Genomic DNA, 11,538 nt, shown 5'->3' with positions numbered 1-11,538 from the left:
GCTCACCTCGTGCCGTCGTGCCGGCGGGTGCGCTCGAGGTACGGCTTGGCGCGGTCGAGCTGGCCCTGCAGCGCGGCCACCGTGTCCGCCATCGAGTCCGTCGCCTGCGCCCGGAACGTGTCCAGCGCGTCCATGGTCGCGAAGACGTTGTCGAACGCCGCCTGCAGCTTCCCGATCTCGATCGTCGACGACGCCGCCTGCTGGTTGATCTCGGCGCCCTGCTGCTGGAGCTGGCGCGACGTCGCCTCGATCAGGTCCGACGTCGTCGCGTTGAGGGCCGTGACCTGCTGCAGGACGAGCTTTTGGCGGGCCAGCGCCTGCGAGACGATGACCGCGGTGCGCAACGCCGAGATGGTGGTCGTCTGCGCCCGGTCGACACCCTTGATGAGCTCGATGTTGTTGCGGCGCACCAGGTCGAGGGCCATGTACCCCTGCACGGCGACCGCCATCTGGGTCAGGATGTCCTGCCGCCGCTGGCGGACGCCGAACAGCGCGTCGGACTTGAGCGTGTCCGCTTCTTCCGTCCGGCCGAGCGCCTGGAGGTCCGAGACCTTCCGCTCGATCTCGGCGTCGAGCGCGCCGGCGAGCTCGTTGTACTCGGTGAGCTTGCCCATCGTGGCCCAGAGGTTGGCCTTCTCCGTGTCGATGCTCGCGTTGTCCTTGCGGAGCTCGTCCTGGCCGGAGTCGAGCGACCGGATGATGGCGTCGATGTGCGACTGCGCGGTCTGGTACTTGGCGAAGTACCGGTCGACGCGGTCGCCGCCGGGCAGGAACTTCAGCAGCCGGCGCACGCCCTTGAGGTCGGCCCGGTTCGGGTCGAGCTCGGTGATCGTCGAGCGCAGGTCGATGAGCGTCGCCGACACGCGGGCCTGCGCGTCGTCGCGGGGCACGCCCTTGCCCGGCAGCTTGGCGGCGGGCCGGTCGAGCATCCGGTTCGACATCCCCGCCGCCGCCCGCATGTCCCGGTCGCCCATCGACGTGATGCCCTGGATCTTCTGGGCGTAGACCGGCGAGTGGAAGTCCAGCTCGGCCAGTTCCGCGACGAACGCGCGGGCCTTCCGCTGCAGCTCAGCGCGTTTCGCGGGGTCCATCGGCACGGCGCCGGCCGCGTCCTGCTGTTCGACGACCCGGACCGGGGCCGGCGGCGCGAGGAACAGCCCGCTCCCGGCCGGTTGCTGCATGACCGGCTGCGACGGTGGCCCGCCGAGCTCGAGATCCGACATCGGAACACCTCCTGGTTCTGGGTCTGGGTCGCCGGTCGCCGTCAGAGGTGCCGGGACACGGCGGGCAGCAGGTCGCGGAACGTCCGGCCGGTGGCGGCCACGCCGATGGCGGTCATCGCCCAGCCGCCGGGTTCGCGGGTCAGCTTCGCCATGATCTGGGCGGTGTGCCGGCCGGACCCCGAGAGGTCGTAGCGGGCGATCTCGCCCTCGTTCGTCTCGTCGACGAGCCGGCAGTAGGCGTTCTCGATCTGGGAGAAGTCCTGGCCGGTGAAGGAGTTGACGGTGAAGACGATCGTGGTGACCTGCACGGGGACCCGGCCGAGGTCGACGCGGATCGACTCGTCGTCGCCCTCGCCCTCACCGGTGAGGTTGTCGCCGGTGTGGCGCACCGAGCCGTCGGTGCTGTTCAGCTGCTTGAACCAGACCTGGTCGACGAGCTTGTCGCCCGCGTCGAAGAGCAGCGCCGACGCGTCGAGGTCGATGGTCTGCGCCCGGCTGCCGAACAGGCCGCGCTTGCGCATCGCGTCCCAGCCGAGTCCCATCCGGACCCGCGTGAGCGTGTGCCCGTCGGCCTTGGTCAGCGAGACGCGCTCGCCCTTGCTCAGTGTCACAGTCATTTTCGTGTCCTTTCTCAAGGGGTGAGGGCCAGCCGCCGGTTCCGGACGACCGACGACAGCAGTGCCGTGCCGATGAACCCGACGCCGACCAGCCCGGTGACGATCTCGGGCACCTCGTAGCGGATGGTGCAGAGCAGGAGCACGGCGAGCGCGCCGATCGCCCACTGCGCGCCGTGTTCGAGGTAGGCGTATTCGTTGAGCGTCCCGTTGCGGACGAGGAACACCGTGAGCGCGCGGATGTAGGCGGCGCCGATGCCGAGCCCGATCGCGATGACGACCGGGTCGGACGTGATCGCGAACGCGCCGACGACGCCGTCGAAGCTGAAGCTCGCGTCCATCACCTCGAGGTAGAGGAACAGGACGAACGCGCCCTTGCCGGCGACGACCACCGGATGGCCACCGCCTTCGTCCGGTTCGAACAGCTCGCTCAGCCCGCTCACGAGCAGGTAGGTGATGAGGCCGAGCGCGCCGGAGACGAGGACACTGACCGGCTTTCCCGCCGGAGCGAGGAAGTCCGCGGTCAGCAGGAGCACGCCGGCCGCGACGACCACCGAGATCTGCTTCAGGCGGCCGATCCGGGCGAGCGGGCGCTCGAGCCACGACAGCCAGGTGAGCTCGCGCTCCTCGAAGATGTAGTTCAGGAAGAGCATCAGCAGGAAGACACCGCCGAAGGCCGCGATGGCCGGGTGCGCTTCGTGCAGGACGAAGGCGTACGTACCCGGGGTGTGGATGTCGCCGCCGGCCATCGCGAGGTGGTAGGCCGCCGCCGGCGACAGCTTCGCGGTCAGGCACACCACCACGACCGGGAACAGCAACCGCATCCCGACGACCGCCACCAGGATGCCGACCGTCAGGAACAGCCGCTGCCACTTCCGGTTCATCCGCCCGAGCACGCCGGCGTTCACGACGGCGTTGTCGAAGGACAGGGAGATCTCCAGCACCGCGAGCACGGCGACGACGGCGAGCCCGAGCGTTCCGCCGTACCAGAACGCCAGCAGCAGGCCGGCCGCCGTGATCGCCAGCGATCCGCCGAATGTCTTCAGCACGATTTCACTCCCGTGTCCGTGAGCCGGTCAGACCGCGTTGATCCCGTAGTCCTTGGCGATTCCGGCCAGGCCCGAGGTGTAGCCCTGGCCGACGGCCCGGAACTTCCAGTCGCCGCCGTTGCGGTAGAGCTCGCCGAAGACCATCGCGGTCTCCGTGGACGCGTCTTCGGAGAGGTCGTACCGGGCCAGTTCGGCACTGTCGGCCTGGTTCACGACGCGGATGAAGGCGTTGCGCACCTGCCCGAAGGCCTGGCCGCGCGATTCGGCTTCGTAGATGGAAACCGGGAACACGATCTTGTCGATCTCGGCCGGCAGGTTCGCGAGGTCGACGGTGATCTGCTCGTCGTCGCCGTCCCCGCCGCCGGTGAGGTTGTCGCCGGTGTGCCGCACCGCACCGTCCGGTGTGGTCAGGTTGTTGAAGAAGACGAAGTGCTTTTCGGACAACGCGTTGCCGTCGGTCCCGAGCGCGATCGCGCTCGCGTCGAGGTCGAACTCCTCGCCGCTCGTGGTCCGCTCGTCCCAGCCGAGGCCGACGGTGACCGCGCTCAGCCCGGGCGCCTCCTTGGTCAGCGAAACGTTGCCACCCTTGCTCAGGCTCACGCCCATTTTTCCTCCTCGGTCGCCGAGAATTCACCGGTGACGACGCGTGCATTCACGACGTCCACCGGTGTCGGCAGAAGAATGGTTTCCGTTACCCGGAAGAGCGCTTTGCGTTTTTCCGGTACCGCCGATCGACGGCGGATATCATTCCCAGTCGCCGGATCAGCTCAGCACGTTACCGGCGACACCGCGCTTGACCAGATCGTCACCATTGCCGGGCGCCTGGCCGGAAGCGTCGCGTTTTTGTCGTGTTTCCGACGCGGCTTTCCCCGGCCGGATACGGCACGCTGGAAGAAGGCGCTCACGCGAGGAGGAGCATGGCGCGCACCCCGCACGGCCGGTCAGGTGGCCGGCTGCCAGCCCACCCCGTAGGACCTCGCGGGCTGGAGGTCGTGGAAACCGGTGTGCACTTCGCCCGCGTTGTCGAGGAAGAGCGGCTTGCGGGCCGGCACCGGGTCGCCCGCGTCCTTGGAGAGGTCGCCGTCGATGCGCCAGATCCGCTGCGGCGGCTCGTTCCGGTCGAACCGGACATTGAGCTCGAAGCTCTCGCACGGGAATTCCGGCGTGCAGCAGTAGAACGGCGCCGGCAGCTCTTCCAGCCGGACGCGGAAGAAGAACTCGTGCTGGTCACCGGCGTCCAAAGGCCGCGGGGGACGCAGGCGGAACGCCACCCGGGTGGACGAGACCATGCGCACGGAATGCACCTCGCCGCCCGAGACGACGTCGATGCCGAGGCCGAGGAGGTCGGGCTCACCGGTCGTGCTGACCGGGCGCGCGAGGGAGACCCCGTGCTCGATTTCCGCGAGCCCGGCGACGTGGCTGACGATCTGCCGCGTTTCGAAGACCTCGGCGGCGGCGCCGGCGAGGGTCAGCCGGACGGCCAGCGCCGACGTGTGCCACGGGCCCTGGCTGGTCACCGGCGTGCCCCCGAACGCCGCGGGCGCTTCGTACGCGGCTTCGGCGATGAGGTAGAGGACGTCGTCGGCACGACGTTGCATCGTGCGGATGTTGCGGTCGGCCCCGCTGCCCAGCAGTTCGAGGCGCGCGGTGTAGCGCTCGTTCGCGCCGGTGTCGATGCCCAGCACGATCCGCGCGGTCTTCCGCTGCGATTCGGGCAGTTTTTCGATCAGGGCGCGCAGCCGGGCGACGACCTTGGCGCGGACGGTTCCCGGGCTGTCGTCTTCACGAACACCGCACACCGCGCGCAGTTCTTCGCCGACCTCACCGGGCAGGTTCTTCGCTTGGACACCCAGACCTTTGCGAAGCAGTTTCAGCTCCGTTGAGAGAGCGATGATCTTCGCGCCGGCCGCCTCCTGAGCCAAGCCGCCACCTCCGTCCTGGTCGCTGCGGGGAAGTGTACTCATCGTCCGCCTCCCGCCACGGAGCCGTCACCTGTTTCCGACCTGTTTCCGTAACCGGGAAACAGCGCAGGTCGAACTGGTCAGCACCGTTTCCTCCTGAATGGCAACAGGAAACGCCTTTTCTCGTCGAATTCACCGGGTGAAGCTGGTGACGCCGAAATACCTCGGCAGAACAAGCAATTCGATCCGGAAAGGTGAACGCGATGCACACGCACCTCATCATCGTGCTCGGCCAGCTGGTCTCCCTGCTGGGCTGACCAGGAACAGGCCGGCGGGCCCGGGCCGCCGGCCGTCCTTCCCCCCGATCCCCCAATACAGGATGATTGACCAATGCAGGAATTTGGAGCTGAATTGAAACGTCGACGGACGTCAGTCGGCATGTCACTCACCGGCCTCGCGACCGCCGTGCATTTCACCAAGGGCTATCTCAGCAAGGTGGAGAACGGCAAGGTCCGGGTGAACCGGGAGCTGGCCAAGGCCTGCGACCAAGCGCTCGACGCCAAGGGAGAACTGCTCGCCCTCGCCGCGGAACCGGGATCACCCGCACGCCGCAGAGCGGGCGGCATCGCCGGGCTGCCGGACGGCGGCCGCTGGTTCGTCGGCCGGGAAACCGAGCTCGACGCGCTTTCCGCGCTGCTGCTGGACCCGGACGACGCCCGCGTCGGCGTGGTGCACGGAATGGCGGGAGCGGGCAAGACGGCGCTGGCCGTCGCCGCGGCCCGCCGAGTCGAGAGCGCGTTCCCCGACGGTTCCCTCTTCTTCGACCTCCGCGGGCACACCCCGGGCGCGAGCGAGCTTTCGCCCGGCGAAGCCCTCGGCCGGCTGCTGCGGCTGCTCGACGTCTCGGCCGACCAGCTGCCCGCCGACGAGGACGGCCTGGCCAACCTGGTCCGCGACCAGCTGCGCAACCGGCGGATGATCCTCGTGCTGGACAACGTGCGGTCCGCCGAGCAGATCCGCGCGATCGTCCCGGGTGAGACGTCCTCCCGGATCCTGGTGACCAGCCGGGGCCGGCTCCCCGCGCTCGACGACGCCTGGCACTTCCCGGTCGACGTACTGCCGCTCGAAGACGCCGTGCGGCTTCTGCGGTCCGTCGCGGGCGAGCACGCGCCGGACGACGAAAGCGTCGCGACCGAGCTCGTCCGGCACTGCGGACGGCTCCCCCTCGCGATTCGCATCGTGGCCGCCCGGTTCGTCGCCGGCGGCTGGACGGCGACGAGACTGCGTGACCGGCTCGCCGACGAGAAGACCCGGCTCGCCGCGCTGGACGACGGCGAGCGAAGCGTCGCGACGGCGTTCACCGTTTCCTACGAATCCCTGCCCGGCGACCAGCGGCGGCTGCTCGGCCTGCTCGCCCTGCACCCCGCGACCGCCGCGGAGATCGCCGCCGTCGAAGCGCTCGCGGGCCTCAGCCCCGGCGAAGCCGACCGGCTGGTGGACCGCCTGCACGACGCGCACCTGGTGGTCCGCGACGAACGGGGGTACGTCGAGCTCCACGACCTGATGCGCATGTTCGCCTCGACGCACGCGCTTCCCGACGTCGAGCCGGCAGACCGTGAAGTCGCCGTGGGACGGCTGGTCGACCACGCGCTCATGACGACGCTCGCCGCTGACGAACTCGCGGAGCCCTACCGGTTCCGCCCGGCCACCGGTCTCCCGGCGCCGGCCGAAGTTCCGTTCACCGACGCGGAGGGCGCGCTCGCCTGGCTGGCCGCGCAATGGCCGACACTGGCCGAGATCGTCGATTCGGCGTTCCGGCACGGGTTCCACGACCGCTGCTGGCAGCTCGCTTTCGTGCTCCGCGCGTTCTTCTTCCGGGAGAAGCTGTTCGAGCCGTGGATCCGGACGCACGAGCGCGCACTCGAGGCCGCGCGGGCGACCGGCGACCTGAGTGCGACCGGGATGATCCTCAACAACCTGGGCATGGCCCACATCGAGTCGGGTCGCGTCGATGAAGCGATCCGATTCCACCAGCAGGCCCAGGAGTGCTTCGCCGAGGCCCTCGACGACCGCGGCGCGATCGACGCACTGTCCAGCCTGGCGTGGGCGCGCCTGTACCGCGGCGAGGCCGAAGCGACGTTGACCGACCTGACGACGGTGCTGGACGTCTACCGCCGGACCGGCCGCACCCGGAACGTGGTCATCGCCCTGCGCGGCATCGCCCTCGCTTCGGCGGCGCTGGACCGGTTTCCCGAGGCGCTGTCCAGCGCACGCGAGGCCGTCGAGCTCGCTCAGCTGCCGGTCGACCGGGCGATGTCGGTCAACGGCGAAGCGTGGGTGCACTTCCGCGCCGGACAGTGGGACGACGCCGAGCGCGGTTATCGCCGAGCGGCCGAGCTGGCGGACGACGCGGGCAGCGAGTACGAGCGCGCGCGGGCGTTGACGGGCCTGGGCAACACGGCAGCAGGCCGCGGCGATGGGCAGGCGGCGGCCCGCTGGTGGGCGGAGGCCGCCGAATACCGGGTCACGCTTGACCCCACCGTGCTCGGCGAGGCCGCATACCGGAATCGCCTCGCCGACGCGGCGTGATCAGAAGACGACGAAGAAGATGAGCCGTTTCGCCTGCCAGGTCCAGATTCTCCAGGCGTAGCGGAGGGCCAGTCCGGCCAGGACCAGGCCGATGAGCCCGCTGAAGACCGAGCCGTGCCCGAGCAGGACGAAACCGCCGATCGTCAGGACGACGGTCCAGGCTGTCCACAGCAGACCGTAGCCGACACGACGGCCCTCGCTGTAGGGCCGGACTTCCGCGGTCCGGCCGGTGGGTGACTGCGCTTCCGCACTCATGGCGTCTCCTCTTCGGGGGCGAATTCGGCGTTCTGCCTTGCAGTCGCCGCGCCGGCGGAACGCGTTGCCAAGGCCCGCGCATTGTCGGGCTTCTGACGCGTTCAGCAGGAACCAACCCTTTTACCGGTCGGATTCTCACCATCGACGCCCACGCGTGATCAGCGTTTCCGACCTTCTTGGGCAACGGAAACGCCTTGTAGCAACAGACTTCCGGCGCGCACCATTGATGCAGTCCCGAATTCCGCGAAACGCGAAATCCCCATTTCGAGGAGCCTGCCATGATGGTCGTCTGTTCTTTTTCCGCTCTTGTCCGCGCCGCGCTTTTCCTTGTCGGGCTGGCGCTGGTCGCCGGTGTGGCGCTGGCTAGCCCCAGCGCGCCGGCGAGCACGCCCGGTCAGGGGCCGGCGGTCGCCACCTCCGAGCCCGTCGAGCACTGATGCGCGGCGCGGTCCCCTACTGCCCCAGGTGCTCGACGAGCTTGGCCAGCTGGTCGGCGTACCGCCGCACGAAGTCGGGCGAGTCCGGGGCGGCCCCGGTCAGCCCCTCGGCGATGTGCGGCAGGGTCACCGGCGCCATCGCCGCCGCCATCAGCAGCACCGTCAGGCAGGCCGGGTCGACCCACTCGGGCAGGTTCCCGGCGGCCTTCATGGCCGCGATCTGCTCGACCGTCCCGGCCAGGCGCCGCGTCCTCGGCTCGTTGTCGGGATCCGTCTCGGCGTTCTCGTACTCCAGGCCGGACCATGCCACCAGCCGCATCCCGTCGCGGCCCGTCACGCCCTCCAGCGCGTGCTGCCGCACCTGCTCCGACAGCGGCATGTCGGGTGCGACGAGCTCGCGCTGCCGCTCGGTCCACTGCTCCGACAACGCCCGGTACAGGCCTTCCTTGCCGTCGAAGTAGTACGAAATCAGCTGCTGGTTCACCCCGGCGCGGCCCGCGATCGACGCGATCCGCGCGCCCGCGTAACCCTTCGCCGCGAACTCCGCCCCAGCCGCCTCCAGGATCAGCCGGCGGGTGCGCTCCGGATCCCGTTGCCGCTCCTGGGGTTTCGGCGAACGGCGAGGCTTCGAGGCGGTCACGCCGCGACTATACGTCAACCAACCGCTTGACTCTGCGGAACAGAAGGGTGACGAGCCGGCAGCGCCGTCGTCAGCGCGAGCGCCAGCACCAGCACCCCGGCGCTGACCGCGAGCGCGCCCGCCGTCGCGGACGCGTACCCGCCGTCCAGCCGGCCGAAGAACACCGTGCCGAACACCGCGATCCCGGTCGCCGTGCCGAGCTGGACGGTCGTGTTCACGACGCCGGACGCCGCGCCGGCCTGCTCCGGCCGGATCTCCGCCATCGCCGTGCCGAACAGCGCGTTCAGCACCGCACCCATGCCGAGTCCGACACCGATCACGGGCACCAGCAGCGCCCACCCGCTCAAGGCGGTGCCCTGCTCCACCACGAGAACGGCGACGGCGACCAGGCTCACCAGCAACACCGCGACGGCGCCCGCGGCGAACTTCCGCCCGAGCGCCGGGGCGAGCCGCATGGCGAGAACGTTGCCCGCGACGATGCCGAGCGTCGACGGCGCGAACGTCAGCGCCGCCTCCCACGGCGAGAACCCGAGGCCCAGCTGCAGGTGCAGCGTCAGGATGAAGAAGACGCCGACCCCGGTATTGACGCAGAACAGGACCGCCTGGCTGCCGGCGAGCCGCTTCACCAGGTCCGGCGGGACCAGCGGTTCGCCGCCGCGGCGAGCCTGGATCCGCTGGTGCAGCACGAAAACGCCGAACAGCGGGACCGCGGCGACCAGCAGTCCGATGGACCAGGCCGGCCAGCCCAGCTCGCGCCCCTGCACCAACGGGTAGAACACCGCGAAGAGCGCCGCGGTCAGCAACGCGAGGCCGCCGAGGTCCAGTCGGCGCCGGAGGAACCCGGGCCGGCTCGGCATGGTGACGGCCGCCCCGGCCAGCGCGAGCACGCCGACGGGCACGTTCACCAGGAAGATCGCGCGCCAGCCGGTGCCGAACAGGTCGGCCTGGGTCAGCGCGCCGCCGAGCAGCGGTCCGGCGAGCCCGCCGACCGGGAACGCGCCCGCGTACCAGGCCATCGCCTTCGGGCGCTCCCGCTCGTCGAACTCCGCGTGGATGAACGAAAGCACCTGCGGCACCATCAGCCCGGACCCGACGCCCTGCACCCCGCGCGCGGCGATCAGCACGCCGACGTGCCCGGCGAGCCCGGCGGCGAGCGACGCGGCGGTGAACACGAGCATCCCGGCCACGAACAGCTTCTTCGTGCCGTGGCGGTCGCCCAGGCGGCCGCCGGTGATCAGCGTCAGCGCGAACCCGAGCGCGTACCCGGCCGAAATCCACTGCAGCGCGGCGTCTCCGGTGCCGAGCTCGCGTTGGACGGTCGGCAGCGCGACCGCGACGATCTGGTTGTCGATCATGTCCACCAGGACGGCCAGCACGGCGACCGCCAGTGCCCACCACCTGAGCGCGTGCTTCTCCACGACGTCCCCCTTGCTCCACCGGCGTACCCGACGCAGCAATAATCAGCCAGTCGACCTACTCTGTCAACTAGTTGTTTGATTGGGTCAGTCGTCGAGGTGAGACCGTCAGTCTTCGAGGACCTCCCGGAGCTTCTGCGCGAAGGCTTCGGGCTGACCGGCGTAGCCGTAGTCGCCGCCGAGGAAGCCGCCGTGGTGGCTGGGGAACACCACCGCCTCCTGGCCGAGGCGTTCGGCGGTGGCGAGCGCGGTGCGTCCGGTCATGACGTCGACGGACTCTTCGCCCACCGCGATCACGACCCGCGTCGGCGCCGCGTTCAGCGCGTCGACGTCCAGCCGGTAGGCCGTGACGGCCAAGGAGCGGTCGGACAGCAACGGGTCGTCGCGGCGGCCGTCGTCCTCGGTCGGCATGCCGAACTGGGCCGGGTCCGCCGCGGGCAGCGCGAAGTAGTCGTCGGTGAATTCGCCCTTCCACGAGGTCATCGTGATGAAGGCCGCCATGCCGGCGCCGAAGCCCCGAGCCAGGTAGGCGTCCCGCATGGCCTTCCCGGCCCGCTCGGCGGCGGCAGCATCGGGCAACACCCTGACAAGCGGCGGCTCGTGCGCGACGAGGGTGCTGACGTCATCGGGATAGGCGGTGACGAGCGCGAGCGAGGCAATGGCGCCCCCGCTGCTCCCGAACACCTCGACCGGGCCGGCGCCGAGAGCCTGGATGACGCGGTGAAGGTCACCCGCCTGGGTGGCGGGCACATGGTCCTCCCGCCCGTCTTTGCGGACGCTGCGCCCGAGCCCGCGCGGGTCATAGGTGACGACGGTCCGGTCGGGGAAGTACGAGGCGAGGGTGGTGAACCCGCTCGCGTCCATGGGTTGCCCGACCATCAGCAGCGGTGGCCCGGAGCTGTCGGCGGGCCCGCGGATGTCGTAGACGACGTCGGCCTCGGGCGTTTCCAGTACGTGCGTGGTGGTCATGGTTCCTCCCCTGGTCCGGGACTCGGGGGAAGCGTAAACCGGGGTACCGACAATTCCGGCGTTCCGCACAGTGGAGGGTTGGTCGCGCGCCGTGGTGTCGATCCACGTGGGCGGGGCTCATGAGGCCCTGCTGGTTGCCGAACCGCGCGCGTTGAGTGGTGGAGGAGGGAGTCGAACCCTCTGTGCCACAAGGACGTCCGGGTTACAGCCGGCTGGAGCTCCACAGCTCCGTCTCCACCGGATCGCCGGGCACGCAAGAGAAAGCCGCCCGGACCGGTTTCCCGATGGGCGGCTCCGCGAGCACGATGACGCGCTACGTCACGACGGAGGGCCCTTGTGTTCCCACATATAGATCACGACGGCTCCTCGACTCGCTTGGCGTGAAAGCATCCTCGCTCACCCCGTCGAGGCAAGTCAACGCAATAACGCACGGCGTCTTGACCGGC

11 protein-coding genes and 1 tRNA gene are annotated in these 11,538 nt (G+C 69.9%); 2 read left to right on the top strand and 10 right to left on the bottom strand.

The window, feature by feature from the left end; genetic code table 11:
• Window positions 1–2 precede the first annotated feature (2 nt).
• The 5 genes from ACZ7OU_RS10055 to ACZ7OU_RS10035 all read right to left on the bottom strand — a co-directional run bounded on the left by ACZ7OU_RS10055 (window position 3) and on the right by ACZ7OU_RS10035 (window position 4,850).
• Entirely contained in the window at window positions 3–1,223 is a 1,221-nt protein-coding gene (locus ACZ7OU_RS10055; protein WP_470254827.1) for a toxic anion resistance protein, read from the bottom strand.
• A 41-nt stretch (window positions 1,224–1,264) separates the two neighbouring features.
• Entirely contained in the window at window positions 1,265–1,840 is a 576-nt protein-coding gene (locus ACZ7OU_RS10050; protein WP_470254826.1) for a TerD family protein, read from the bottom strand.
• Between the two features lie 14 nt (window positions 1,841–1,854).
• A complete protein-coding gene (locus ACZ7OU_RS10045; protein ID WP_470254825.1) occupies window positions 1,855–2,886 on the bottom strand; it encodes a DUF475 domain-containing protein in 1,032 nt (343 codons plus the stop codon).
• Between the two features lie 27 nt (window positions 2,887–2,913).
• Window positions 2,914–3,492 (bottom strand): TerD family protein, encoded by a 579-nt coding sequence (locus ACZ7OU_RS10040; protein ID WP_470242305.1) that lies wholly within the window; start codon window positions 3,490–3,492, stop codon window positions 2,914–2,916.
• A 335-nt stretch (window positions 3,493–3,827) separates the two neighbouring features.
• Complete coding sequence (locus ACZ7OU_RS10035) at window positions 3,828–4,850, bottom strand: hypothetical protein (RefSeq protein ID WP_470254824.1); 1,023 nt, start codon at window positions 4,848–4,850, stop codon at window positions 3,828–3,830.
• Window positions 4,851–5,177: 327 nt separating this feature from the next.
• Here ACZ7OU_RS10035 and ACZ7OU_RS10030 point away from each other — a divergent pair, with 327 nt between their 5' ends.
• Entirely contained in the window at window positions 5,178–7,376 is a 2,199-nt protein-coding gene (locus ACZ7OU_RS10030) for a helix-turn-helix domain-containing protein (RefSeq protein WP_470254823.1), read from the top strand.
• Here ACZ7OU_RS10030 and ACZ7OU_RS10025 read toward each other — a convergent pair whose 3' ends face one another.
• Window positions 7,377–7,631: a hypothetical protein gene (locus ACZ7OU_RS10025; RefSeq protein WP_470254822.1), complete on the bottom strand. Its 255-nt coding sequence runs from the start codon at window positions 7,629–7,631 to the stop codon at window positions 7,377–7,379.
• Between the two features lie 278 nt (window positions 7,632–7,909).
• Between ACZ7OU_RS10025 and ACZ7OU_RS10020 the strand changes: the two genes are divergently transcribed.
• Complete coding sequence (locus ACZ7OU_RS10020) at window positions 7,910–8,068, top strand: hypothetical protein (RefSeq protein WP_470254821.1); 159 nt, start codon at window positions 7,910–7,912, stop codon at window positions 8,066–8,068.
• Between the two features lie 16 nt (window positions 8,069–8,084).
• Here ACZ7OU_RS10020 and ACZ7OU_RS10015 read toward each other — a convergent pair whose 3' ends face one another.
• From ACZ7OU_RS10015 to ACZ7OU_RS10000, 4 genes are all read right to left on the bottom strand, one after another.
• Window positions 8,085–8,708, bottom strand: a complete 624-nt coding sequence (locus tag ACZ7OU_RS10015; protein WP_470254820.1) for a TetR/AcrR family transcriptional regulator — start codon at window positions 8,706–8,708, stop codon at window positions 8,085–8,087.
• 14 nt (window positions 8,709–8,722) lie between these two features.
• The gene (locus ACZ7OU_RS10010; RefSeq protein WP_470254819.1) at window positions 8,723–10,126 is read right to left on the bottom strand and encodes an MFS transporter; all 1,404 of its coding nucleotides are present in this window, start codon (window positions 10,124–10,126) and stop codon (window positions 8,723–8,725) included.
• A gap of 105 nt (window positions 10,127–10,231) precedes the next feature.
• The gene (locus ACZ7OU_RS10005) at window positions 10,232–11,092 is read right to left on the bottom strand and encodes an alpha/beta fold hydrolase (RefSeq protein WP_470254818.1); all 861 of its coding nucleotides are present in this window, start codon (window positions 11,090–11,092) and stop codon (window positions 10,232–10,234) included.
• 156 nt (window positions 11,093–11,248) lie between these two features.
• Window positions 11,249–11,331, bottom strand: a tRNA-Tyr gene (locus ACZ7OU_RS10000).
• Window positions 11,332–11,538: the final 207 nt, after the last annotated feature.

The sequence above is a fragment of the Amycolatopsis sp. NPDC114505 genome (genome assembly GCF_055633615.1).
Note: the sequence above shows the minus strand (reverse complement) of the source record. Positions and strands in the feature narration are given on the sequence as shown.